Origin of the sequence: Azorhizobium sp. AG788 (assembly GCF_943371865.1) — a bacterium.
Classification (GTDB): domain Bacteria; phylum Pseudomonadota; class Alphaproteobacteria; order Rhizobiales; family Xanthobacteraceae; genus Azorhizobium.
In genome coordinates this window covers 1-23418 of sequence record NZ_CALRWL010000066.1, presented here as the reverse complement: position 1 = coordinate 23418, position 23418 = coordinate 1, and the positions used below count along the sequence as shown (strand labels likewise).

The following is a 23418-nucleotide window of genomic DNA, read 5'->3' as shown; positions in this document are numbered from 1 at the left end:
CGCCTTCATCAACAAAGACGGCCGCGCCATCGCGCCACGCAGGTTGATCGAGCGACCCCATCCCCATTTCCTGCGCTGGCACAGGGAGCATTGTTTCAAGCCGTGAAGCGGAGGCTCCCTATGAAGCTTCCGATCACTGCACAGCAGTTTCGCCGTTCGCCTGTCATTGCACGCCACGCTGCGACGCGGATGGAAACCTGTTGAACCGGCCCAATATCGGGCTCTTTTAATTATCCCCACCCGGGATGAGATCGTCATGACCCCGGCATTGTCGGGGTTGGGATGGCGGCAGCACATCATCATCAGGGTTTTGCCCGCGGCGCGCGCATGCTGCGCACGGCGCTCGGGACGGCGATCGCCCGGCACCTGGAAGACCCGCTCGTCGTCGAGGTGATGCTGAACCCGGACGGGCGGCTGTGGATCGACCGGCTCTCGGATGGACTGTCCGACACGGGTGAGCGGCTCTTGCCCGCTGACGGCGAGCGCATCGTGCGGCTCGTCGCGCATCATGTCGGCGCCGAGGTACACGCTGGCGCCCCGCGCGTTTCGGCCGAGCTGCCCGAGACGGGAGAACGCTTCGAGGGCCTGCTGCCGCCGGTGGTCGCGGCCCCGACCTTCGCCATCCGCAAGCCCGCCGTAGCAGTGTTCACGCTCGCCGATTACGTAGCGACCGGGATTATGTCGGCTGGCCAGGCCGAAGCCTTGCGCTTGGCCGTGGCGTCCCGCGCCAACATCCTGGTGGCCGGCGGCACCTCGACCGGGAAGACGACGCTCACCAATGCGCTCCTCGCCGAGGTCGCGAAGACCTCCGATCGCGTTGTTCTCATCGAGGATACGCGCGAGCTGCAATGCGCGGCGCCGAACCTCGTCGCCCTGCGCACCAAGGACGGCGTCGCCTCGCTGTCCGAGCTTGTTCGTTCCGCCCTGCGCCTGCGGCCCGACCGCATCCCCATCGGCGAGGTGCGCGGCGCGGAGGCGCTGGACCTCCTGAAGGCCTGGGGCACCGGCCATCCCGGCGGCATCGGCACCATCCATGCTGGCAGCGCCGTCGGCGCGCTGCGCCGGATGGAGCAACTCATCCAGGAAGCCGTCGTCACCGTCCCGCGCGCGATGATCGCCGAGACCATCAATCTCATCGCCGTGCTCTCCGGCCGCGGCGCGGCGCGCCGGCTCACCGAGCTCGCCCGTGTCGAGGGCCTCGGCCCCGATGGCGACTACCGCGTCACCCCTGCTTTCACCGGAGATCCCACATGATCCGATCGCTCCATCGCGCCGGCAGCGCAGCCCGGCTGGCCGCGTCTGCCACCTGCATCAGCCTGATGGCCATGGCCAGCGCTCATGCCTCCGGCTCGTCCATGCCGTGGGAGGCGCCGCTGCAATCCATCCTTCAATCGATCGAAGGGCCGGTCGCCAAGATCATCGCCGTCATCGTCATCATCTCGACCGGGCTGGCGCTGGCCTTCGGCGACACGTCGGGAGGCTTCCGCCGGCTGATCCAGATCGTGTTCGGCCTATCGATCGCCTTCGCTGCCTCGAGCTTCTTCCTGTCGTTCTTCTCCTTCGGCGGCGGAGCGCTCGTCTGATGGCCGAGACGGTTGAGGTTCCCGGCTTCAGCGTTCCGGTCCACCGGGCGCTGACCGAGCCGATCCTGCTCGGCGGCGCGCCACGCGCCATCGCCATCGTCAATGGCACGCTTGCCGGGGCCGTGGGTCTCGGCCTGCGTCTCCGGCTGGTCGGCCTCGCCATCGGGGTGATGGGCCATATCGCAGCGGTGTGGACAGCGAAGCGCGATCCGCTCTTCGTCGAGGTGGTGCGCCGGCATCTGCGCATCCCCGCGCACCTCTCGGTCTGAGCGGGGTGCCATGATGATGAACCTCGCCGAATATCGCAGCCGCAACCGCCGCCTTGCCGATTTCCTGCCCTGGGTGGCGCTGGCCGCGCCCGGCATCGTGCTGAACAAGGACGGCTCGTTCCAGCGCACGGCGCGGTTTCGCGGGCCAGACCTGGACAGTGCTGTGCCCGCTGAGCTGGTCGCGGTCGCCGGGCGGCTGAACAACGCCTTCCGTCGCCTCGGCTCGGGATGGGCGATCTTCGTCGAGGCACAGCGCCATACTGCAGGGACCTATCCGGCGAGCGCCTTCCCCGATGCCGCTTCCGCTTTGGTTGATGCCGAGCGGCGCGCCGATTTCGAACAGGCCGGTAGCCATTTCGAGTCGAGCTACTTCCTGACCTTCACTTATCTGCCGCCGGCCGAGGACGCGGCGCGCACCGAAGGCTGGCTCTATGAAGGGCGGGACAAGGCGGGGCTTGATCCCCATGAGACGTTGCGCGGCTTCGCCGACCGGACCGATCGGCTCCTCAACCTTATCGACGCCTTCATGCCGGAATGCCGCTGGCTGGATGACGGCGAGACGCTGACCTACCTGCATGGCTGCGTCTCGACGCATCGGCACCGTGTCCGCGTGCCGGAGACGCCGATCTACCTCGACGCGCTGCTGGTCGATCAGCCGCTGACCGGCGGGCTAGACCCTCGCCTCGGCGACCAGTCTCTACGGGTGCTGACCATCACCGGCTTTCCGACGGTGACGACGCCCGGCCTGCTCGATGAGCTGAACCGGCTGGCCTTTCCCTATCGCTGGTCGACCCGGGCCATCCTGCTCGACAAGACGGATGCGGTCAGGCTGCTCACCAGGATCCGCCGCCAATGGTTCGCCAAGCGCAAATCCATCGCCGCCATCCTGAAGGAGGTGATGACCAACGAGGCCTCCGTCCTCGTGGACTCGGATGCCGCAAACAAGGCTGAAGATGCCGACCTCGCGCTGCAGGAGCTCGGCGCAGACCATGCCGGCATCGCCTATGTCACTGCGACGGTGACGGTGTGGGACGCCGATCCCCGCATCGCCGACGAGAAGCTGCGACGGGTCGAGAAGGTCATCCAGGGTCGCGACTTCACGGCGATGCCGGAGACCATCAACGCCGTCGATGCCTGGCTAGGATCGTTGCCTGGTCATGTCTACGCCAATGTCCGCCAGCCGCCGATCTCGACGCTCAATCTCGCCCATATGATTCCGCTGTCAGCGGTGTGGGCCGGCGAGAGTGCCGACGCGCATTTTGATGCACCGCCGCTGCTGTTCGGCAAGACCGAGGGCTCGACCCCATTCCGGTTCTGTCTCCACGTCGGCGATGTCGGCCACACCCTCGTCGTCGGCCCGACCGGCGCCGGCAAATCCGTGCTGCTGGCGCTGATGGCTCTGCAGTTTCGGCGCTATGCGGGCGCGCAGGTGTTTGCCTTTGATTTCGGCGGTTCGATCCGGGCCGCGGCGCTTGCCATGGGCGGTGACTGGCATGATCTCGGTGGCGGGCTTAGCGAGGGGAGCGCGGAGACTGTCGCACTCCAGCCGCTTGCGCGCATCGATGAGGCTGCCGAGCGCGCCTGGGCCACCGACTGGCTCACTGCCATCCTCACCCGCGAAGGCGTTCCCATCACGCCGCAGGTGAAGGAGCACATCTGGACGGCGCTGACCTCGCTCGGCTCCGCGCCGGCCGAGGAGCGCACCCTCACAGGCCTCTGCGTCCTCCTACAGTCCAACGACCTGAAGCAGGCACTGCGTCCCTATTGCCTTGGCGGCGCATGGGGCCGGTTGCTGGATGCGGAGAGCGAGCATCCGGGCTCTTCCACCGTTCAGGCGTTCGAGACCGAAGGGCTGATTGGCACGCAGGCCGCGCCAGCGGTGCTCGCCTTTCTGTTCCACCGGATCGAGGATCGCCTCGACGGATCACCAACCCTCATCATCACCGATGAAGGCTGGCTGGCGCTGGACGATGAGGGCTTCGCCGGCCAGTTGCGGGAATGGTTGAAGACGCTGCGCAAGAAGAACGCCAGCGTGATCTTCGCCACGCAGTCGCTCACCGACATCGATGGCAGCGCCATTGCCCCGGCGATCATCGAGAGCTGCCCGACACGTCTTCTGCTCCCCAATGAGCGGGCCATCGAGCCGCAGATCACCGCCATCTATCGCCGCTTCGGCCTGAACGACCGGCAGATCGAGATCCTCGCGCGGGCGACCCCGAAGCGCGACTACTATTGCCAGTCGCGGCGCGGAAACCGGCTGTTCGAGCTCGGCCTCAGCGAGGTCGCGCTGGCGCTGTGCGCGGCATCCTCCAAGACCGACCAGCAGGCCATCGACAAGGTCTTCGCCGCTTACGGTTGCGACGGCTTCCTGGACGCCTGGCTGCGTCATCGCGGCCTCGGCTGGGCCGCCGACCTCATTCCCAACCTCACCAATCTGGAGACGCAGCCATGACGCTGTTCCGTCCGCGCGTATCCGCGTTCGCCGTCGCGCTGCTGACCGCGCCGCTCGCCCTCGCACCCGTGCTGTCCCCGCCCGCGCAGGCCCTCACGGTCTATGACCCGTGGAACTACGCGGAGAACATGATGTCGGCGGCGCGGGCGCTGGAGCAGATCAACAATCAGATCACCTCGCTGCAGAACGAAGCGCAGATGCTGATCAACCAGGCGCGCAATCTCGCCAGCCTGCCGCACTCCTCGCTGCAGCAGATCCAGCAATCGGTCCAGCGCACCCAGCAGCTTCTGGGACAGGCGCAGAGCATTGCCTTCGATGTCGGCCAGATCGACCAGGCCTTCCAGCAGCGCTATGGCAATATCCCGCTCTCGGCCTCCGATGCCGATCTCGTCGCCGGTGCGCGCTCGCGCTGGCAGACCACGGTCGGGGGCTTGCAGGATGCGCTGCGGGTCCAGGCCGGCGTCGTCGGCAATGTCGACGCCAACCGCGCGGAGATGGCGACGCTTGTCGGCCAGAGCCAGGGTGCCACGGGCGCGCTTCAGGCCACGCAGGCCGGCAACCAGTTGCTCGCTTTGCAGTCGCAGCAGCTGTCCGACCTGATCGCAGTGATGTCTGCCAACGGACGCGCCACGGCGCTGTCCGAGGCAGAACGCGCGACTGCCGCCGAGCAGGGACGCGAGCAGCGCCGGCGCTTCCTCACTCCGGGCGCCGGCTATCAGCCCGGCAATGCCCGCATGTTCAGCAACTAAGGGAGGCCGACATGGACGGAGCCATGCTCGCCCGGCTCGGCGCGGTGATCTTTGTGGCCGTCGCCGGCACGGCTGCGGTCGTAGAGATGAGCCGGAAGGAGAAGGCGGGGGAGCCTTCACCCATTCGGACGGTCGAGGCCGAGCGCGATCCTCTGCGCGATGAGCAGCGCCGCTGCCAGCAACTGGGAGAGGCTGCCGCGCAGGACACCGCGTGTCTGAAGGCCTGGGCGCAGACGCGGGACCGCTTTCTCGGGCGTCCCGCATGGAGTGAGGGCCGCTGACCCATGAACGGCACCGGCGTCATCGACACTTTCCTCGGGGCTTTCACCTCCTATATCGACAGCGGCTTCGGCCTCCTTGGCGGCGAGGTCGCCTTCATCGCCACCACGCTTATCGTCATCGACGTGACGCTGGCGGCGCTGTTCTGGTCCTGGGGCGCGGATGACGACATCATCGCCCGGCTCATCAAGAAGACGCTGTTTGTCGGCGTCTTCGCCTACATCATCGGCAATTGGAACAACCTCGCCCGCATCGTCTTCGAGAGCTTTGCCGGGCTTGGGCTGAAGGGCTCGGGAACGGCATTTTCCGTCAGCGACCTCATGCGCCCGGGCAAGGTGGCGCAGACCGGGCTCGATGCCGGCCGTCCCTTGCTCGACTCCATCTCCGATCTGATGGGCTGGGTCGCCTTCTTCGAGAACTTCATCCAGATCGCCTGCCTGCTGTTTGCATGGGCGCTGGTGCTGCTCTCCTTCTTCATTCTCGCGGTCCAGCTCTTCGTCACCTTGATCGAGTTCAAGCTGACGACGCTCGCCGGCTTTGTGCTGATCCCCTTCGGCCTGTTCGGCAAGACCGCCTTCATGGCCGAGCGGGTGCTGGGCAATGTCGTGTCCTCCGGCATCAAGGTCATGGTGCTCGCCGTCATCATCGGCATCGGCTCGACCCTGTTTGGCCAGTTCACGGCGGGCTTCGGCGGACAGACGCCCACCATCGACGACGCCATGGCGATCGTGCTGGCCGCGCTATCGCTGCTCGGTCTCGGCATCTTCGGTCCCGGCATTGCCGCAGGCCTCGTTTCCGGTGGCCCGCAGCTAAGCGCGGGAGCCGCCATCGGTACCGGCCTCGCCGCCGGGGGCGCGCTGATGGTGGCCGGCGGCGCCGCCAGCCTCGCCGTCCGCGGCGGTGGGGCCGCGCTCTCCGCGACGGCGGCTGCGGCGCGGGGCGGAGCGACAGCCTACAGCATCGGTGCGGCCGGACAGTCCGGCATGGCGGGTGTCGCCTCGGGACTGGGTGGCGTCGCGCGGGCCGCGGGCTCCGCCGCCATCTCACCGCTCGCGAACGCCGTCAGCGGTAAGGCCTCAGCCTCCTCCACCGGTGACGTGCCCGACTGGGCCAAACGCATGAAGCGCGGCCAATCGCTTCGCCACGGCGTCTCCGCCGCCGCCCATGCTGTGCGCTCCGGTGACAGTCATGCCGGCGGCTCTTCCGTCTCCCTCAGCGAGAGCGACCGCTCATGAACCTGTTCAAGCGACCCGCGACCCATTACGGCACCTCGCCCGAGCCGGTCACGCCCTATCAGAAGGCAGCACAGGTGTGGGACGAGCGCATCGGTTCGGCCCGTGTGCAGGCCAAGAACTGGCGGATGATGGCCTTTGGCAGTCTGTTGATCTCGGCTGGCTTTGCCTCAGCACTGATCTGGCAATCGACGCGAGGTACCGTCGTGCCTTGGGTGGTCGAGGTCGATCGTCTCGGCCAGACGCAGGCCGTTGGACCCGCCACCGGCGACTATCGCCCAACCGATCCTCAGATCGCCTGGCATCTTGCCCGTTTCATCGAGCAGGTCCGCAGCCTGCCCGCCGATCCGGTCATCGTGCGGCAGAACTGGCTTCGGGCCTATGAATTCACCACCGATCGCGGCGCCGCCGCGCTCAACGACTATGCCCGCGCCAACGATCCTTTTACCCGGGTCGGCAAGCAGCAGATCGCGGTCGAGGTCTCCAGCGTGATCCGGGCCTCACCGGACTCCTTCCGCGTCGCCTGGGTCGAGCGGCGCTATGAGAACGGCCAGCTCGCCGCCACCGAGCGCTGGAGCGCGATCCTGACCCTGGTGATCCAGCCACCGCGCGATGCCGAGCGCCTGCGTACCAATCCCCTCGGCATCTATGTCAACGCCATTAGCTGGTCGCGGGAGATGAGCCAGTGAACACGTCTTTCCGTAAATCCACATCTCCGGCTCTGCGCCGATCCACTTTTGCGGTTCTCCTGCTCTCGGCGACGATGTTGGGCGGCTGCGCATCGGCTCCGAAGCCGCCGCAGATCAGCTATGACAGTGACGTGCCGGCGCTGCCGACGGTGCCCGCCGTCGTCACGGATGAGCGGCCGCGGCCGCTCCACACGCCGCCCGCCTGGACGCCGGCGAAGGGCGGTACGGACGCCAAAACACCCGTCGCCCGCGTCGAGAACGCCAATGCGGCGGCCCGCGTGGAACCGCGCCGCGAAGGCTATTACAACGCCATCCAGATCTATCCCTGGAGCGAGGGCGCGCTCTATCAGGTCTATGCAGCGCCAGGCCAGATCACCAACATCGCGTTGGAGCCGGGCGAGAGCCTGACCGGCAGCGGCCCCATCGCGGCGGGCGACACCGCCCGCTGGATCATTGGCGACACGGAGAGCGGCGAGGGCGCGAGGCGGCGCGTGCATGTGCTGGTGAAGCCGACGCGGGCGGACATCTCCACCAATCTCGTCATCACCACCGACCGGCGCAGCTACATGATCGAGCTGCGTGCCGGCGAGAAGCCCTATATGCCGGCTGTCGCCTGGGCTTATCCGCAGGTTCCGGGAGCGCAGCGCCCCAGTGTTCCGCCGACGCCGGTCATCCCCAGCGTCGCGGCTCGCAACTACCGCTACTCCCTCTCCGGAGACACGCCGCCCTGGCGGCCGATGGCCGTCTATGACGACGGGCGCAAGGTCTATGTCGAGTTCCCGCGTGGCATCGTGCAGGGCGAGATGCCGCCGCTCTTCGTCATCGGGGCGGATGGCGAAGCCCAGATCGTCAATAGCCGCATCCACCAGAACATCCTGATCGTCGACCGGCTGTTCGGTGCGGCCGAGCTCCGCCTCGGTGGCGGCGACCGGCCGCAGAAGGTGCGGATCGAGCGCACCGACGGGAGGCCCGCATCATGAGCAGCCCCGACAATCATGACCTCGAGGCGGATCTTGGCGCTCCGGCCACCGATCACGCCGCCGCCATGCGGCTGCGTCCGGAACCTCCGCGCGTTACGCGCCTTTCCCGCAAGGTGCTGGCCGGTGCCGGGCTGGTTGTTAGCCTCGGCATTGGTGGCGCGTTGATCTATGCGCTGCAGGGTCGCGACAGAGGAACCGGCGGCGAGGAACTTTATTCCACCCAGAACCGCTCCACCGCCGATGGCCTTGCCGGCCTGCCGCGGGATTACACTGGCCCCATCCTTGGACCGCCTCTACCCGGCGATCTCGGCCGGCCGATCCTTGAGGCACAGAACCGCGGCCAGCCCGTCGTGCCGCCGACGATGACGGCGCCACAGGTCGATCCCGAGCAGCAGCGGCGCCTCGCCGAACAGGAAGCCGCGCGGACCAGTCGCGTATTCTTCCAGGCGGCGCAGGCTCGCGCGACGGCTCCGTCTGCGACGAGTGCTTCCAGCTTCAGCGGCCTTGGCGCGGTCGGGCCGGGTGGTACGCCATCAGCCCAGGACCGCCAGCTTGCCTTCCTCAATGCCGCTGTCGATCGACGCGTGGTCGCGACCGATCGCGTCATGGCGCCGGCGTCGCCTTATGTGCTGCAGGCCGGCGCTGTCATCCCCGCCGCGCTGATCACCGGCATTCGCTCAGACCTGCCCGGCCAGATCACCGCGCAGGTGACCGAGAACGTCTATGACAGCCCGACCGGCCGAATTCTGATAATCCCGCAAGGGACCCGGCTGCTCGGCCAGTACGACAATGGTGTCGGCTTCGGCCAGCGTCGCATCCTGCTGGTCTGGAACCGGCTGATCTTCCCCAATGGCCGCTCCATCGTGCTGGAGCGTCAGCCCGGCACGGATGCGCAGGGCTATGCCGGCCTCGAGGACGGCGTCGACATGCACTGGTGGGATCTCGCCAAGGCAGTCGGGCTCTCGACGCTGCTCTCCGTCAGCGCCGAACTCGCCATGGATGATGAGGACGAACTGATCCAAGCCCTGCAAAGCGGGGCGCAGGACACCATCAATAATGCCGGCCAGGAGATCATCCGCCGGCAGCTGCAGGTCGCGCCCACCCTGACCATCCGGCCGGGATTCCCGGTGCGGGTCATGGTCACCCGCGACCTGGTGCTCGAACCCTACAGGTATTGACCATGGCGAAGCTGAAACTCGGACCCATCGCGAACGACAAGCCGGTGAAGGTGGCGCTCTTGCTGCCCGGCGCGTTGCACCGTGACCTTATCGCCTATGCCGAGGTGCTCGCGCGGGAAACGGGCCAACCTGCCCCGGATCCCGTGACACTTATCGTGCCCATGCTGGAGCGCTTCATCGCCACGGATCGCGAATTCGCCAAGGCGCGCCGCGAGGCTAGCGGCGCCGCGAGGATCAGCGCGCCGCAGCCCGCTCCTGGGCAGTCGTCCGTGTGAGGCTGAGCAAGGTGCGCACCGCCGGATTGTCGTTTTTCGGCGAATAGATCACCGAGAACGGGATCACCTCGCCGGCAAGCGGCCTGTACACCACCTCAGGCACGCTGAGCACCGTCTCGGATTCCAGCACCGGGACGATGCCGCGTCCCGTGGCAACCAGCCCCAGAAGGCTATAGCGGGCGACTTGCTGCGTGCTGATGCGCGGCGAGATGTCGAGCTCCCGGAATTTGCGTTCAAGGAAACCCCGCACCTCATTGCCGGAGCCTTGGGTACGCACCAGAAAGGTCTCATCGACGAGATCCCGCCAGGAGAGCGCAACGCTCTGGGCCAGCTGGTGCAGGCGCGGCAAGGCGAAGAACAAAGGTTCGCTCCAGAGAGGGATAGCATCGCAGTCCGCCCAGCCTTGCCGGCCGAGGATGTAAGCGGCATCGAGATCGAACCGCCGGATCGCGGCCGCATGGCTCTCTGCAGGGGCCTCCACGAAATCGATGTGCACACCGGAATAGCGCTGGTCGTACCTGTGAAACAGGTCGGCCAGGAAGCCTGAGGCCAGCTTCGAGAACAGTCCAACCCTCAGGTGCCCTTCTTCCGCCCGGCCGAACGCTGCGGCCTCCTCGCCGGCTTCGCGAATCTGATCCAGCGCCTGCCGTGTCCGGCTAAGGTACCTTTGCCCCGCCAGAGTAAGGTTCACCCCGCTTGAGTGCCGGATGAACAGTGAGACGCCGATCTCGTCTTCAAGATCCCGGACGCTCCGGCTGATGGACGATTCCTTGACCTCAAGTGCCACCCCCGCCTTGCGGAAGCTTCCGTGCTCGGCGGCCGCCACGAAATAGCGCAGGTGGCGCAATTCGATCGAAGGTGACAACGGCGCAGCCATCCGGGCTCCGGTGCCTTAGGTCAACTCAATCATACTAACGTCGCCGTCAGGGGCGAATTCGTCAACCTTAGTTCCGTAGTGCGTTATTCGCAGCCAACACGCCGAGATGCGACTGGGCGCGAAGGAGTATCCGTCCGTCCAAAACCGGCTTAAAAACCGGCTTAACTCCAAAAATTAAGCCGGTCTGCAGCACCCCGTAGGGGCTAAAGTTTCAGCATTTTCAATGGGATGGAATGGCGCGCCCGAAAGGATTCGAACCTCTGACCCCCAGATTCGTAGTCTGGTGCTCTATCCAGCTGAGCTACGGGCGCATTTCCCTATGAGATCACCGGTTGGATATCCGGGATCCGGGGCTAACCCCAGGGCTCGCAGCGGGTGCCCGCCAGCGAGGTGTCGTGAGGTACTGCGTTTTTTCCGGTCTGGCAAGGCCATTTGCCGGCATGGCGCTCTTCGGGGCTAACGGCCTGTGGATAGCGCCGCTGCAAACCGCGCCGGCTCAGGGTCAGGCGCGGGCGCGTTGCGCCCGCTGCCGGGCCTCCACGGGCCGGTCGGGAATGGCGATCAGGAAGGTGGTGCCGGAGGTGACGTCCAGCAGCCGGAGCTCGCCGCCATGGGCGCGGACCAGTTCGTCGGCAATGGGCAGGCCAAGGCCGGTGCCGCCCCGGCGGGCCGAACCCTGGAAGGCGGCGAACAGCCGGTCTCGGCGCGCCTCAGGGATGCCGGGGCCAGTGTCGGAGACCTCGATCTCAACGATCGAGCCCACTCGCCGCCCGCTGACCCGAATCAGGTCGCGTTGCGGCTCATTGGGGGTTCGGGCCTCCAGCGCCTGGACCGCATTGCGCACCAAGTTGAGAAGGACGCGGAACAATTGGTCGGGATCGGCATCGGCGGTCAATTGGCGATCCACCTCCGCCACCCAGCCGATGTCCGCCTCCGGATGGAGCCCCAGGGTCTGGCGCACCTCATTGAGGAGGGCGGCCACATCCACCTCCCGCCGGTCGGGCAGGGGTTCTTGCGCCCGTCCATAGGAGAGCGTCTGCTGGCAATAATTGATGGCGCGATCCAGCGCCGCCATCAGCTTCGGCGCGAAGCGCTGCACCGCGGGGTCGGGCAGGGCGACGAGACGGTCCGAGATCAACTGCGCGGAGGCCAGCAGGTTGCGCAGGTCGTGATTGATCTTCGACACCGCCAGCCCCAGGGCCGCCAGATGGGTCTTCTGGGCCAGGGTCTGGACCAGTTCGGTCTGCAGATCCGCCAGCGCCTCCTCGGCAATGCCGATTTCGTCGGAGCGGCCGCTGGGCACGATGATGCGCGAGGCATCCTCCGGGGCATCCCGGAAGGCCGCCATGCGTTCGGTGAGACGCCGCATGGGTCGCACGAACAGCCAATGCAGGCTGAAATAAACCAGGGCGCCGGCCATCAGCGACAGCACCAGCGAGATGCCCAGCACGGTCGCGGAAAACCGCAGCATGGCGGTGCGCAGCGGGGTCTCGGGAATGACGATTTCCAGAAACTCGCCCCCGCGCGGCGCGTCGCCCACCACCCGCAAGGTGCGGCCGTTTCCGGCGGTGAGGGTGTCAAAGGCTTCAACCACCGCCTGCCAGAACGAGGTGTCGCGCATGTCCACATGGCGATCGATGGGCGGGGGCATGTCCGACATGGCCAGCAGGCGGCGGGTCTCCTCGCGCTTCACCACCACCACCTTGGCGCCGACGCTTTGCAGCAACTGCCGGGTGAGATCCATGGGGATCATTTCCTCCGGCGCCGCGTCCAGGACCAGCGCGGCGATGCGCGCCGCCGCCAGCCGGTCCGACAGCCAGGAGATGCGGAAATTGGCAACGGTGGGCACGAAGATCGCCACCTCGGCCATGGTGACGAAGGCCACCGTGAGCATCAGCAGTTTTGAGGACAGCCCGAACCGCACCCGCCGATGGACGGCGGGAACGCGCGGCGGGGTTCCTTCGGTCGGCTGTGAGCTCATGAGGTTCATACGCGCGACCATGTGCCGTCGGATCTTCGAGATCTCGCGCATAAGTGAAGAAGGTGGCGGTTTGGTGTGCAGGTGCCGCCCAAGCTAGGGCAGGGCCGCTGTTTCCGCTTGGATGCGACTACTCTTCTTCGCCGAAGCGGTTGGCCACCAGCGCCTCCAGGGCGTCCAGCACGGCCTCTGCGGCATGGCCGGTGGCGGTGACCACCACTGTGGTGCCGGGGGCTGCGGCGAGCATCATCAGCCCCATGATGGAATTGCCGCCCACCGCCTCGCCATTGCGGCAGACGGTGACGTGGGCATCGAAGCTCTCAACCATCTGGACGAATTTCGCGGAGGCCCGGGCGTGCAGGCCCCGCTTGTTGATGATGGGTAGGCGCCGCACCAGGGCGCCGTCATCCGCGGGCGCGCCACAAGCGGTGACCACATCTTCATCGTCGCGTGAGGGGAAGGCGATGGTCGTGGACACGTTATTTCCCTGCAAGGACGCGGCTGGCGACATTGATGTACTTGCGTCCAGCCTCCTGGGCGACGTCAACGGCCTCCGCAAGGGGAAGTTCCCCGCGAACCTTGGCCAGCTTCACCAGCATGGGTAGATTGATGCCCGCAACCACTTCCACATCGGGGGCGTTCATCACCGAGATGGCAAGGTTCGACGGGGTGCCGCCGAACATGTCGGTGAGGATGACCACGCCCTGGCCAGTTTGAACCTGGGCGACGGCATCAATGATGTCGTGCCGCCGACGCTCCATGTCGTCGTCGGGACCAATGGTGACAGCCGCGATCTGGCTTTGCGGCCCCATCACGTGCTCCAAGGCAGAGCAGAACTCAGCGGCCAGGCGGCCATGGGTGACGAGCACGAGACCGATCATGTTGCCTCCGCCTTCACCTCTTCGGGGTGAAGGCCTCCCGCACTGCGGGGCCGTCATATTCAGAGCGGCTCAAAAATTACGCAAGGGGTGCAGCGCACAAAAGCATCACGCATCCGGCATCGGCGCCGTGCTCAGGGCGGCCGCGAGCAGCAGCGCCGCGTCCGCGCCGATGGGCACGCTGATCCGCGAAACCGTGATTCCGTCGAGGGTTACGTGGCTCCCTTGCGGCAGGGGGAGGCGGGCGGCATCGGGGGCAGATAGATCGACAACAATGTTTACGTTCACAGAAAAAAGATGGTGAACACGCCGCAATCCGAGGAAACGCACCTCGATGATGCCAGCGAGGGCATCCGGCGCCCGCGCAATGAGCGTCCCGTGTGCAGCTTCGAGTATCACCCTGTCGTCGGCGACAAGTTCCGCGTGCGGCAGGGCGCGGGGCGGATCGAGCATCAGCCGCAGCGCCAGGAGCGACTTCCCGGCCCCCGACGGCCCCCGGATCAACACCCCATGGTCGCCAATCCGCACGCAACTGGCATGGATGCTCGCGGCGGGGCGGGAGGGGGTCATCGCTGCCCCGTCAGTTGTTGGGCAGGCGGACGATGAAGCGGGCGCCCAGCACCGGCGGGTCCTCGCCGGTGGCGTCCGGCGCCACGCGGTTCTCCGCCCAGATCTGGCCGCCGTGGGCCTCGACGATCTGCTTGGAGATGGACAGGCCGAGGCCGGAGTTCTGGCCGAAGCCCTGGTGCGGTCGGTCAGTATAGAAGCGCTCGAAGATGCGGGCGAGGGCATCGGGGCGGATGCCGGGGCCTTCATCCTCCACCACGATTTCCGCACCGCTTTTCAGGCGCCGGCACATCACCCGCACGGTGCCGCCCTCCGGCGAGAAGGAGCGGGCGTTGGACACCAGATTGTCCACCACCTGGCCGAGGCGCGAGGCGTGGCCCGCCAGCACGAAGTCCGCGGGTGCGCCGGTCGCGCGGTCGAAGGTCAATTTGACCTTCACCCCGTCGTCTTTGCGCACGTCCTGGGCCATTCCCACCACCATCTCCAGCAACTGCTTGAGATCGACGCTGACCGCCTCCTGGCGCTGCAGCTCCGCATCCAGGCGGCTGGCGTCGGAGATGTCGGAGATGAGGCGGTCGAGGCGCTTGACGTCATGCTGGATCACATCGAGCAGCCGGCCGCGGGAGACGTCATTCTTGGCCAGCGGCAGGGTCTCCACCGCCGAGCGCAAAGAGGTGAGGGGGTTCTTCAACTCATGCGCCACGTCGGCCGCGAAGCTCTCGATGGCCTCGATGCGGTTGTAGAGCGCGGATGTCATGTCGCGCAAAGCGCCGGAGAGATGGCCGATCTCGTCGGAGCGGCCGGTGAAATCCGGGATCTCCACCCGCGACTTGATGCGCCGGCGCACCCGCTCGGCCGCATCGGCCAGCTTGCGCACCGGATCGGCGATGGTGCCCGCCAGCAGCACCGACAGCAGCACCATGACCGCCGCCGCCACCAGGAACACGCGCACGATCACGAAACGCTCGGCTTCCACCGCTTCATCGATCTCGCCGCCCTGGGTGGAGAGCAGCAGCACGCCGAGAATGGCGCGGAAGCGCTGGATCGGCACCGCCACGGAGACCACCACCCGGCCGCGGTCATCCACCCGCACCGCGCTGGCCTTCTGGCCGAGGGCGGCGGAGGCCACCTCCGGATATTCCTTGCCGCTTTGCGGGCCGAATTCCTTGTAGAGCGGCAGGTCGCCACGGCCGATCCAGCCCTGGACCCCGCGCCAGGCCCGTTCCAGCAGGCCCGGCGGGGCCTGGGTGGGCGGCGGCAGGTCGAACCGCAGGATCTCGCCCTTGGAATAGAGCGAGCGGGAATCCAGCAGCATGATGCCTTCGCGGTCATAGATCCGCGCCCGGGTCCGCGTCGGGCCCACCAGGCGGCGCAGAACCGGGGCCACGCGCTCGGGATTGATGGGGAATTCCAGCGGCGCGAAGCCTTCCTCGTTGGCGCCGTAGCTTTCCCCCGCCTGCAATTCCAGCAGCCGCTCCGGGTCGATGGTGATGGCGTTGGTTTCCACCTGGGCGGAGGCGGCGATGGCGCCGGCGATGATCTCGCCCTGCACCAGCAGGCTCTGCACCCGCGCATCGATCAGGCCGGCGCGGAATTCGGACAGATAGAGGATGCCCGAGACCAGCGCGCACAGGCCGGCCAGGTTGAGCAGAACAATACGGCGTGTGAGGCTGGAGAAGCTCTTGAACGCCACGAACCGCCGGGCGCGACGCAGCGCCGACAGAATTCCCAGCCCCCGACGCGCGGGGGCTTTGGCGCCATTGAGCTGGTCTGCGGCGTCGGTCATATCGAACGGCGACCCGCGCCCGCCTTCAGGTTTCCTTGAAGCGATAGCCGACACCGTAAAGGGTTTCGATCATGTCGAAATTGTCGTCCGTGGACTTGAACTTCTTGCGCAGCCGCTTGATGTGGCTGTCGATGGTGCGGTCGTCCACATAGACCTGATCGTCATAGGCCGCGTCCATGAGGGCGTTGCGGCTCTTGACCACGCCGGGGCGCTGGGCCAGCGCCTGGAGGATGAGGAATTCGGTGACCGTGAGGGTCACCGGCTCGTTCTTCCAGGTGCAGGTATGGCGCTCGGGATCCATGCGTAGCAGGCCGCGCTCCAGCACCTTGGCGCTGTCGGTCTCGCGCGGGGCGGTGCCGTCCTTGGCCGCCACGCGGCGCAGCACCGCCTTCACCCGCTCCACCAGCAGGCGCTGGGAGAACGGCTTCTTGATGAAATCGTCGGCGCCCATCTTGAGGCCGAACAATTCGTCGATCTCCTCGTCCTTGGAGGTGAGGAAGATCACCGGCATGTCGGTCTTCTGGCGCAGGCGGCGGAGCAGTTCCATGCCGTCCATGCGCGGCATCTTGATGTCGAGGATGGCGAGATCGGGCGGATTGGTCTTGAACCCATCCAGCGCCGAGGCCCCGTCGGTGTAGGTATCGATGCGATAGCCTTCCGCTTCCAGGGCGATGGAGACGGAGGTCAGGATATTGCGATCGTCGTCGACGAGGGCGATAGTGGGCATGACACCTCTTTCAAGCGTCGGGTCGGTCCGGCGGGTCGGTCCGTCTTCACGGCCTCGTGCGGTGAAGCCGGTTTGCGTGGCCGAAATGTGACACCGCGCTTATTTCGTATTGCAAAATAGCTGGAAAACCCTGAGTCGCCAATGTGAATGACGGGGGAGGCTATTTTCCGGGCGCGACGACTTTCCTTCAGCCTTCGATTTTGCGGCGGTAGCGGAGAATCGTCGTCACCGCGCCATAGGTGGCAACGCAATACGGCACCGCATAGGTCAACACCACCTTTCCCCACATCACGCCCGCGCCAGCCCACAGGGCATCGCCCTGGTTGATCAGGTTGAGCGCAGTGCCCACCACCACCGCGACCGTCAAGGAGCGGCGGGGAATGCCGTCGGAAACGGCGGTCTTGAGGAACGTTGCCAGCATGTCGGCGGCGCCCGGTGAAGCGGTGGCGACAGCCTAGCGCAATTTCCCGCGCGCCTCCGCAATGCCCCGCGCTTGACAGGGCAGGGGTGCCCTTGGAGATGCTGGGTCCGGCGAGAAGGCCAAGCTGGGAGATCGACCGTGGGTGAAGCTGTGGCGCATGCGACCGTGGTGATCCGCCGCCTGATGCGGGAGGCGCGGTTCGGGGCGCTGGGCACGCTGGAGGCGGACGGCGCGCCTTATGCCTCGCTGGTGGCGGTGGCGCCCGATGCGGAGGGGGCGCCCACCTTGCTGCTGTCGGGCCTCGCCCGGCACACCCGCAATCTGCAGCGCGACCCCCGCGCCTCGCTGCTGCTGACCGGGGCGGCGGCCGGCGATCCCCTGAATGCGCCGCGCGCCAGCCTGCTGGGGCGGATCGCGGCCACGCCCGATCCCGATGCCCGCGCCCGCTTCCTGGCCCGCCATCCGGAGGCGGAGACCTATGCGGACTTCACCGATTTTTCCTTTTACCGCTTGGACTTGCGCGAGGCGCATCTGGTGGAGGGCTTCGGCCGCATCGTCACTTTGCCGGCCTCCGGCCTGCTGACGTCCTGGGACGGGGCCGACGCGGTGCGGGCGGCCACCGAGGGGGTGATCGCCCATATGAATGCCGACCATGCCGACGCCGTGGCGCTCTACGCCACCCGCCTCCTGGGCGAGCCGGAGGCGGCGGGGGACCCCTGGCGCATGGTCGGCCTCGACCCGGAGGGCTGCGAAATCGCCGCGGGTGAGACCGTGCGTCGGCTGGAATTTCCGCAGCGCGTGATAGATGTTGCTGCGGTGCGGCAAGTTCTCGTTTCGCTTGTGACGCAGGCGCGAACGAAAACAAATTGAATTTTCAACCGATTTGAAACAGTTCACAAGAACAGCCGATCACCGTAACGTCACGTCTTCAGATCCGCTCCATCCCGGAGCCTGGACATCCGCGCTGCGTTACGCCGCGCATGAAGGAGGCGATCCGTGATCGAGACAGGACATCGCAACAGCGCCGTAGGCGCCGATAGCTTCGGTCTGAAGAACCTCGCCGGGGTGCATTGGAACCTGACCGAGCCGCTGCTCTATGAGCACGCCATCGCCAAGGGCGAGGCGCAGCTCGCCGCCGGCGGGGCACTGGCTGCCAATACCGGCGTGCATACCGGGCGCAGCCCCAAGGATAAGTTCGTGGTGCGCGATGCCGCCACCGAGGGCGAAGTCTGGTGGGACAATAACGGCGCTATCACGCCGGCGCAGTTCGATCTGCTCTATGCGGATTTTCTCAAAGCCGCCGAAGGCAAGACGCTGTTCGCCCAGGATCTCTACGGCGGCGCCGATCCGGCCAGCCGGATCAAGACCCGGGTCTATACCGAATATGCCTGGCACTCGCTGTTCATCCGCACCATGCTGCGCCGTCCGCCGCGGGAGGATCTGGACGGCTTCGTGCCGGAGATGACCATCATCGATTTGCCCAGCTTCAAGGCCGATCCCGCCCGCCATGGGGTGCGCAGCGATACGGTGATCGCGGTGGATTTCAAGCGCGGCATCGTTCTGATCGGCAACTCGTCTTATGCCGGCGAGATGAAGAAATCGGTCTTCACCTTCCTGAATTATCTGTTGCCCGCCAAGGGCATCATGCCCATGCACTGCTCGGCCAATGCGGGCAAGGATGGCGATGTGGCTTTGTTCTTCGGCCTCTCAGGCACCGGCAAGACGACCCTCTCCGCCGACCCCGACCGCACCTTGCTGGGCGATGATGAGCATGGCTGGAGTGAGGCCGGCGTGTTCAATTTCGAGGGCGGTTGCTATGCCAAGACCATCCGCTTGTCCAAGGAAGCGGAGCCGGAGATCTTTGCCGCCTCGGATCGGTTCGGCACGATCCTTGAGAATGTGATCCTGGATGCGGTCACGCGGGTGCCGGACTTCGACGACGGCCGGCTGACCGAGAACACCCGCTCGGCCTATCCTCTGGACTTCATTCCAAATGCCAGCCCCACCGGGCAGGCGGGAATCCCCAAGAATATCATCATGTTGACCGCGGATGCGTTCGGCGTGATGCCGCCCATCGCCCGCCTCACCCCGGCCCAGGCCATGTATCATTTCCTGTCCGGCTACACCGCCAAGGTGGCGGGGACCGAGAAGGGGGTGAAGGATCCGGAGGCCACCTTCTCCACTTGCTTCGGCGCGCCGTTCATGCCCCGGCATCCCTCGGTTTATGGCAATATGCTCAGGGACTTGATCGCACGGTTCCAGGTGGATTGCTGGCTGGTCAACACCGGCTGGACCGGCGGCAAGTTCGGCGAGGGGCGGCGGATGCCGATCAAGGTCACCCGGACCCTGCTGACCGCCGCCTTGGACGGCTCGCTGAAGGGGGCGGCCACCCGCACCGATCCCTATTTCGGCTTCCAGGTGCCCACCTCGGTGCCGGGCATCGAGCCGCATATTCTTTATCCGTCAAAGACTTGGGCGGACAAGGCGGCGTTCGATGCCACCGCCCGCCGGCTGGTGGCCATGTTCCAGGAGAACTTCGCCAAGTTCGAAACCCATGTGGATGCCGCGGTGCGCGACGCCCAGCCCCAGGTGCGCATCGCCGCCGAATAGACGCCGCACCGGCGCAGATTAGGCCGGTCGCCCGCTGTCCGCGGCGGGTGACCGGCCTGCCTGTGGCATGGCGGTTTCGCCGCCCATGGCCCCACTGTTCCGGCCATGCGCCACCGCGTCATGCGACACGATGTGTCCCATGGCCGGCCGTGACATGGCCAAGGCCGTGGGGGAGGCGGCCGACCCCGGCGATCCGGCCACCATCGCCCCGCTGCCCGCAGCGGGCGATGGGCCTGCCTGTTGCATGGCGGTTTCGCCGCCCATGTCCCCGCTATTCCGCCGATGCGCCACCGTGGCATGCGACACGATATGTGCCATTGCTGGGTGGGGCGGACCATGGCGGTGGGGACGCGGCGCTCCCGGCGCTCCGGCCATCCCGCGACCCGCCATGCGCCGATCCCGCGCCTGACGACCGATGCGGCGTCCGCCCCCCAACCCGCCTTTCTCCAGTCTTGCTCCCTCTCCTAACGGCATCATGGAACCGCCGCGCAAGCGTGGCGTTACGCCCGTGTTCCGGCAGCCGGCGGTGGCTGCCGACCGATGGGATGGGCAGATAGATGACGACAGACGGCGCGGTTCCCTTTCAGTCCCGCCCGGCCCGGGCGGCCGTGGCGGATGCCGGCGCGGCGGCTGCCATCGGCCCGTCCGGCGCCGCGCCCGCCCATCCGCCCCGCCGTTTCCGCGCGCTCGGCCTTCTGAACTTCTTCCTGGCGGACGTGCGCGACGGGCTCGGCCCGTTTCTCGGCATCTTCCTGGTGGGCAAGGGCTGGGCGCCCGATGCCATCGGCTATGTGATGACCCTGGGCGGCCTCGCCGGCATGCTGGCCACCACGCCCTTGGGCATGCTGGCGGATGCCACCCATGCCAAGCGGCTGATCGTGGCGGTGTCCGCGGTGCTGGTGGTGGCCGGCTCGCTGATCCTGCTGGTGTGGCCCGTCGGCCCGCTGGTGGCGTTCTCGCAGGTGGCCACCGGCATCGCCGGGGCGGCCATCGGCCCGGCCATCGCCAGCCTCACGCTGGGGCTGGTGGGGCAGGCGGGGCTGCCGGCGCAATTGGGCCGCAACGAGGCCTGGAACCATGCGGGCAATTTCGCCGCCGCCGCCTTGGCCGGGATCTTCGGCTATCTCTACGGCATCTCGGCCATCTTCGTGCTCATGGGGCTGATGGCCTTGGGGTCGCTGGCGGCGCTGAGCCTGATCCGACCGCAGGACATCGACCATGATGTGGCCCGTGGCCTGGAGGCGGGCACGCCCGCCGGGGCCCATGTGCCCAATGTCTCCGTGCTGCTGCGCTCGGCGCCGCTGCTGGTGCTGGCCGCCACGCTGATGCTGTTCCATTTCGGCAATGCGGCCATGCTGCCGCTGCTGAGCCAGGCGGTGGCCACCGCCGGCACCTTCGACCCCGCCGCTTATGCGGCGCTGACCGTCATCATCGCCCAGCTGGTCATGATCCCCATGGCGCTGCTGGCCGCCCGGCTGGCGGAGACCCGCGGCTATTGGATCGTGCTGGTGCTGGCGCTGGCGGCGCTGCCGATCCGCGGCGCCATCGCCGGCCTGTGGGCCAGTCCCTGGGCGATGATCCCGGTGCAGCTTCTCGATGGGGTGGGCGCCGGCCTGCTGGGGGTGGCGACGCCCGGCCTGGTGGCGCGCATCCTGCGCGGCACGGGCCATGTGAATGCGGGGCTGGGCGGGGTGATGACCCTGCAAGGGGTGGGCGCTGCGCTCAGTCCGGCCATGGCCGGGCTGGTGGCGGCCCATTTCGGCTATGGCGCCGCCTTCCTGTTTCTCGGCAGCGCCGCCATCTTCGGATTGGTGCTGTGGGTGGCGGCCACGCCCCTGGTCCGCGCCGCCTGCGCCGCACCGGCCACGCCGGACGAGGTGAGGGGGCATTAGCAACCGGCTCTGCGGGGCGGGCCGATACCGGCAAACACGGTGCTGGCGTCGAGGCGGACAGACCGGCGGTCTGTTCGGGGTCAAATGCCGCTGTGGGCGATGCGCCGAGGCCGTGACCGGATCAGCCGCGTCATGCCGGTCGGGTGTCGCTTTTTCTCGGTTTTTCCGCCTTCCCACCCCTGTCGCGGCGTTTACCCGCGACATCCACCAGCCGCCGGAAGGTTGGGCACTCCAGATGTGAGGGCGCCGGGCAATCGGCGACATGACGGAGCGTATCGCGCAAGGCCGTCAGCTCGCGGATCTGCCGGTCAATCTTGTCCGCCTTCGCGTGCAAGGTGGCGCGCGGCAGATCCGGCATGCCGTTCCGGCCGAACATCCCGGCAATCTCGTCGAGCGTAAAACCCGCCGACTTGCCCATCGCGATCAGCTTGAGCTGCAACAGCACCTCGGGTGCAAACTGTCGGCGCAATCCATGCCGCGCGACCGACGAAATCAGCCCGGCTTCCTCATAATAGCGCAGCGCCGAGGGCTTGTTTCCGCTCTTCTCCGCGACCTCGCCAATATCCAGAAATTTCATGCTTGACCTCAAGTCAACTTGAAGTGGCAGCCTGCGCCCCAACGGATCGGGAAGCAAGGGGGCGAGATGATGGAACGGTCGAAGTCAGTGGGAGTGGACAAGGCGCAAACGGGCGTCATCATCAGCCTCGCGCTGGCGATGCTGCTGGCCGCGCTCGGCACCAGCATCGCCAATATCGCCCTGCCGACGCTGGCCGAGGCCTTTTCGGCACCCTTCGCGCAGGTGCAGATGGTCGTGGTGGCTTACCTCGCGGCGCTGACAGTCTGCGTGATGATCGCCGGCCGGCTCGGCGACCGTCGCGGACTGAAGCCCATGCTGGTGGCCGGCCTCGCCGTGTTCGCCGTCGCCTCGCTGTTGTGCGCGATCGCCCCAAGCCTGTGGCTGTTGATCGGCGCACGGGCGCTTCAGGGCGTGGGCGCGGCATTCATGATGACGCTTGCCGTGGCGCTGATGCGCCAGACCTCCAGCGACGCGCGTCTCGGGCGGGCCATGGGCCTGCTCGGCACGGTATCGGCGCTGGGGACGGCGCTCGGCCCCTCACTGGGCGGGCTGCTGATTCCGCTGACAGGATGGCGCTGCATCTTCTGGGTCCAGGTGCCATTGGCAGCGCTGGCCCTGATACTGGCGATCACGATGCTCCCGGCCGAGCCCGTGACGGACGGAGGACCGGCCATCCGCCTGCGCGCGGTCATGAACTGGAACCTCGCGCCAAACCTTGTGGTGAATATCATCGTCGCCGCCGTCATGATGACGACGCTGGTGGTCGGCCCGTTCTATCTCGGCCTCGGACTTGGTTTGACGGCGCCGCAGGTCGGCTTCGTCATGGCGATCGGGCCGGTGATTTCCATCTTCAGCGGCGTTCCGTCCGGACGGCTGGTCGATGCCTGGGGCAGCGGCCGCATGCTCGCCATCGGTCTGGTCCTGCTGACCATCGGTGCGGTCCTGCTGGCGTTTCTGCCGAACGTGATCGGCATTGCGGGCTATGTGCTCTCCATCATCGTGCTGACGCCGGGCTATCAGCTCTTTCAGGCCGCCAACAACACGGCCGCGCTGGCCGACGTCGCCAAAGCCCTGCGCGGCACGGTTTCCGGATTGCTGGGCCTGTCGCGCAATATCGGCCTGATTGCCGGTGCGTCCGCCATGGGGACCGTCTTCGCCTTCGGCGTGGGGACGCAGGAGTTCATCCGCGCGACGCCGTTGGCCATCGCCTCGGGAATGCGGCTGACCTTCCTGCTGGCTGCGGCCCTGATGCTCGCCGCGATTGCCGTCACGATTGGCCAGAGCCACGCCGCCAAACGCATGCGTTGATCGGTGCCACCCGCGGGTCCCGATAACCACCCGCCCAGGGATGACGGTCTTCGATCGGAAGGGGGCCGGCAGAGACGCCGGGTGAGGTGGCGTGACGCTCTCCCAGCGTGG

Annotated in this window: 24 protein-coding genes, 1 tRNA gene and 1 pseudogene; 16 read left to right on the top strand and 10 right to left on the bottom strand. The window is 67.0% G+C overall.

Going from position 1 to position 23418, the window contains the following annotated elements; translation table 11 throughout:
- The 12 genes and pseudogenes from AAG816_RS25245 to AAG816_RS25190 form a co-directional block, all read left to right on the top strand.
- Positions 1–106: pseudogene (locus AAG816_RS25245) on the top strand (restriction endonuclease); the annotation flags it as partial.
- Positions 107–282: 176 nt separating this feature from the next.
- The gene (gene trbB / locus AAG816_RS25240) at positions 283–1254 is read left to right on the top strand and encodes a P-type conjugative transfer ATPase TrbB (RefSeq protein WP_341992472.1); all 972 of its coding nucleotides are present in this window, start codon (positions 283–285) and stop codon (positions 1252–1254) included.
- On the top strand, positions 1251–1583 hold the full coding sequence (locus AAG816_RS25235; RefSeq protein WP_341992471.1) for a TrbC/VirB2 family protein: 333 nt from the start codon (positions 1251–1253) through the stop codon (positions 1581–1583). The genes trbB and AAG816_RS25235 overlap by 4 nt, the downstream gene beginning before the upstream one ends.
- Positions 1583–1852, top strand: a complete 270-nt coding sequence (locus AAG816_RS25230; RefSeq protein ID WP_341992470.1) for a VirB3 family type IV secretion system protein — start codon at positions 1583–1585, stop codon at positions 1850–1852. Before AAG816_RS25235 ends, AAG816_RS25230 begins: the two co-directional genes overlap by 1 nt.
- 13 nt (positions 1853–1865) lie before the next feature.
- Positions 1866–4304, top strand: coding sequence for a conjugal transfer protein TrbE (gene trbE, locus AAG816_RS25225; RefSeq protein WP_341992475.1), 2439 nt, complete (start codon positions 1866–1868; stop codon positions 4302–4304).
- Positions 4301–5053 (top strand): P-type conjugative transfer protein TrbJ, encoded by a 753-nt coding sequence (gene trbJ / locus AAG816_RS25220; RefSeq protein ID WP_341992469.1) that lies wholly within the window; start codon positions 4301–4303, stop codon positions 5051–5053. The genes trbE and trbJ overlap by 4 nt, the downstream gene beginning before the upstream one ends.
- An 11-nt stretch (positions 5054–5064) precedes the next feature.
- A complete protein-coding gene (gene trbK-alt, locus AAG816_RS25215) occupies positions 5065–5334 on the top strand; it encodes a putative entry exclusion protein TrbK-alt (RefSeq protein WP_341992468.1) in 270 nt (89 codons plus the stop codon).
- A 3-nt stretch (positions 5335–5337) separates the two neighbouring features.
- Entirely contained in the window at positions 5338–6567 is a 1230-nt protein-coding gene (gene trbL, locus AAG816_RS25210) for a P-type conjugative transfer protein TrbL (RefSeq protein WP_341992467.1), read from the top strand.
- Positions 6564–7253 carry a conjugal transfer protein TrbF gene (trbF, locus tag AAG816_RS25205; RefSeq protein ID WP_341992466.1) on the top strand — a complete coding sequence of 230 codons (690 nt, stop codon included), beginning with the start codon at positions 6564–6566 and terminating at the stop codon, positions 7251–7253. Before trbL ends, trbF begins: the two co-directional genes overlap by 4 nt.
- On the top strand, positions 7250–8233 hold the full coding sequence (gene trbG / locus AAG816_RS25200; protein WP_341992465.1) for a P-type conjugative transfer protein TrbG: 984 nt from the start codon (positions 7250–7252) through the stop codon (positions 8231–8233). Before trbF ends, trbG begins: the two co-directional genes overlap by 4 nt.
- On the top strand, positions 8230–9411 hold the full coding sequence (locus tag AAG816_RS25195; RefSeq protein WP_341992464.1) for a TrbI/VirB10 family protein: 1182 nt from the start codon (positions 8230–8232) through the stop codon (positions 9409–9411). Before trbG ends, AAG816_RS25195 begins: the two co-directional genes overlap by 4 nt.
- A gap of 2 nt (positions 9412–9413) precedes the next feature.
- On the top strand, positions 9414–9686 hold the full coding sequence (locus tag AAG816_RS25190; protein ID WP_341992463.1) for a DUF2274 domain-containing protein: 273 nt from the start codon (positions 9414–9416) through the stop codon (positions 9684–9686).
- Here the strand turns inward: AAG816_RS25190 and AAG816_RS25185 are convergent.
- The 9 genes from AAG816_RS25185 to nrtS form a co-directional block, all read right to left on the bottom strand.
- Positions 9646–10563: a LysR family transcriptional regulator gene (locus AAG816_RS25185; protein ID WP_341992462.1), complete on the bottom strand. Its 918-nt coding sequence runs from the start codon at positions 10561–10563 to the stop codon at positions 9646–9648. The genes AAG816_RS25190 and AAG816_RS25185 overlap by 41 nt on opposite strands.
- A 234-nt stretch (positions 10564–10797) precedes the next feature.
- Positions 10798–10874 (bottom strand) — tRNA-Arg (locus tag AAG816_RS25180).
- A gap of 191 nt (positions 10875–11065) precedes the next feature.
- Positions 11066–12544, bottom strand: coding sequence for a HAMP domain-containing sensor histidine kinase (locus AAG816_RS25175; protein ID WP_341992461.1), 1479 nt, complete (start codon positions 12542–12544; stop codon positions 11066–11068).
- Positions 12545–12671: 127 nt separating this feature from the next.
- Positions 12672–12977: an HPr family phosphocarrier protein gene (locus AAG816_RS25170; RefSeq protein WP_341992474.1), complete on the bottom strand. Its 306-nt coding sequence runs from the start codon at positions 12975–12977 to the stop codon at positions 12672–12674.
- A 43-nt stretch (positions 12978–13020) separates the two neighbouring features.
- Positions 13021–13422, bottom strand: coding sequence for a PTS sugar transporter subunit IIA (locus AAG816_RS25165; RefSeq protein WP_341992460.1), 402 nt, complete (start codon positions 13420–13422; stop codon positions 13021–13023).
- A 105-nt stretch (positions 13423–13527) separates the two neighbouring features.
- On the bottom strand, positions 13528–13989 hold the full coding sequence (locus AAG816_RS25160; protein ID WP_341992459.1) for an HPr kinase/phosphatase C-terminal domain-containing protein: 462 nt from the start codon (positions 13987–13989) through the stop codon (positions 13528–13530).
- 10 nt (positions 13990–13999) lie between these two features.
- Positions 14000–15772 carry a sensor histidine kinase gene (locus AAG816_RS25155; protein WP_341992458.1) on the bottom strand — a complete coding sequence of 591 codons (1773 nt, stop codon included), beginning with the start codon at positions 15770–15772 and terminating at the stop codon, positions 14000–14002.
- Positions 15773–15797: 25 nt separating this feature from the next.
- Positions 15798–16499, bottom strand: a complete 702-nt coding sequence (locus tag AAG816_RS25150) for a response regulator transcription factor (RefSeq protein ID WP_341992457.1) — start codon at positions 16497–16499, stop codon at positions 15798–15800.
- 187 nt (positions 16500–16686) lie between these two features.
- On the bottom strand, positions 16687–16920 hold the full coding sequence (gene nrtS, locus AAG816_RS25145; protein WP_341992456.1) for a nitrate/nitrite transporter NrtS: 234 nt from the start codon (positions 16918–16920) through the stop codon (positions 16687–16689).
- A 138-nt stretch (positions 16921–17058) separates the two neighbouring features.
- Here nrtS and AAG816_RS25140 point away from each other — a divergent pair, with 138 nt between their 5' ends.
- The 3 genes from AAG816_RS25140 (at position 17059) to AAG816_RS25130 (ending at position 21422) form a co-directional block, all read left to right on the top strand.
- Positions 17059–17790: a DUF2470 domain-containing protein gene (locus AAG816_RS25140; RefSeq protein WP_341992455.1), complete on the top strand. Its 732-nt coding sequence runs from the start codon at positions 17059–17061 to the stop codon at positions 17788–17790.
- Between the two features lie 126 nt (positions 17791–17916).
- A complete protein-coding gene (locus AAG816_RS25135) occupies positions 17917–19530 on the top strand; it encodes a phosphoenolpyruvate carboxykinase (protein ID WP_341992454.1) in 1614 nt (537 codons plus the stop codon).
- A 557-nt stretch (positions 19531–20087) separates the two neighbouring features.
- Positions 20088–21422: an MFS transporter gene (locus tag AAG816_RS25130; protein ID WP_341992453.1), complete on the top strand. Its 1335-nt coding sequence runs from the start codon at positions 20088–20090 to the stop codon at positions 21420–21422.
- A 130-nt stretch (positions 21423–21552) separates the two neighbouring features.
- Here the strand turns inward: AAG816_RS25130 and AAG816_RS25125 are convergent, their stop codons facing one another.
- A complete protein-coding gene (locus AAG816_RS25125) occupies positions 21553–21999 on the bottom strand; it encodes a helix-turn-helix domain-containing protein (protein WP_341992452.1) in 447 nt (148 codons plus the stop codon).
- A gap of 69 nt (positions 22000–22068) precedes the next feature.
- Here AAG816_RS25125 and AAG816_RS25120 point away from each other — a divergent pair, with 69 nt between their 5' ends.
- Positions 22069–23307 carry an MFS transporter gene (locus AAG816_RS25120; RefSeq protein WP_341992473.1) on the top strand — a complete coding sequence of 413 codons (1239 nt, stop codon included), beginning with the start codon at positions 22069–22071 and terminating at the stop codon, positions 23305–23307.
- The last annotated feature ends 111 nt before the right edge of the window (positions 23308–23418 follow it).

Coding starts and splice junctions, on each gene's coding strand:
- trbB (WP_341992472.1), top strand. CDS start 283: ATGGCGGCAGCACATCATCATCAGGGTTTTGCCCGCGGCGCGCGCATG.
- AAG816_RS25235 (WP_341992471.1), top strand. CDS start 1,251: ATGATCCGATCGCTCCATCGCGCCGGCAGCGCAGCCCGGCTGGCCGCG.
- AAG816_RS25230 (WP_341992470.1), top strand. CDS start 1,583: ATGGCCGAGACGGTTGAGGTTCCCGGCTTCAGCGTTCCGGTCCACCGG.
- trbE (WP_341992475.1), top strand. CDS start 1,866: ATGATGAACCTCGCCGAATATCGCAGCCGCAACCGCCGCCTTGCCGAT.
- trbJ (WP_341992469.1), top strand. CDS start 4,301: ATGACGCTGTTCCGTCCGCGCGTATCCGCGTTCGCCGTCGCGCTGCTG.
- trbK-alt (WP_341992468.1), top strand. CDS start 5,065: ATGGACGGAGCCATGCTCGCCCGGCTCGGCGCGGTGATCTTTGTGGCC.
- trbL (WP_341992467.1), top strand. CDS start 5,338: ATGAACGGCACCGGCGTCATCGACACTTTCCTCGGGGCTTTCACCTCC.
- trbF (WP_341992466.1), top strand. CDS start 6,564: ATGAACCTGTTCAAGCGACCCGCGACCCATTACGGCACCTCGCCCGAG.
- AAG816_RS25195 (WP_341992464.1), top strand. CDS start 8,230: ATGAGCAGCCCCGACAATCATGACCTCGAGGCGGATCTTGGCGCTCCG.
- AAG816_RS25190 (WP_341992463.1), top strand. CDS start 9,414: ATGGCGAAGCTGAAACTCGGACCCATCGCGAACGACAAGCCGGTGAAG.
- AAG816_RS25185 (WP_341992462.1), bottom strand. CDS start 10,563: ATGGCTGCGCCGTTGTCACCTTCGATCGAATTGCGCCACCTGCGCTAT.
- AAG816_RS25175 (WP_341992461.1), bottom strand. CDS start 12,544: ATGAGCTCACAGCCGACCGAAGGAACCCCGCCGCGCGTTCCCGCCGTC.
- AAG816_RS25165 (WP_341992460.1), bottom strand. CDS start 13,422: ATGATCGGTCTCGTGCTCGTCACCCATGGCCGCCTGGCCGCTGAGTTC.
- AAG816_RS25160 (WP_341992459.1), bottom strand. CDS start 13,989: ATGACCCCCTCCCGCCCCGCCGCGAGCATCCATGCCAGTTGCGTGCGG.
- AAG816_RS25155 (WP_341992458.1), bottom strand. CDS start 15,772: ATGACCGACGCCGCAGACCAGCTCAATGGCGCCAAAGCCCCCGCGCGT.
- AAG816_RS25150 (WP_341992457.1), bottom strand. CDS start 16,499: ATGCCCACTATCGCCCTCGTCGACGACGATCGCAATATCCTGACCTCC.
- nrtS (WP_341992456.1), bottom strand. CDS start 16,920: ATGCTGGCAACGTTCCTCAAGACCGCCGTTTCCGACGGCATTCCCCGC.
- AAG816_RS25130 (WP_341992453.1), top strand. CDS start 20,088: ATGACGACAGACGGCGCGGTTCCCTTTCAGTCCCGCCCGGCCCGGGCG.
- AAG816_RS25125 (WP_341992452.1), bottom strand. CDS start 21,999: ATGAAATTTCTGGATATTGGCGAGGTCGCGGAGAAGAGCGGAAACAAG.
- AAG816_RS25120 (WP_341992473.1), top strand. CDS start 22,069: ATGGAACGGTCGAAGTCAGTGGGAGTGGACAAGGCGCAAACGGGCGTC.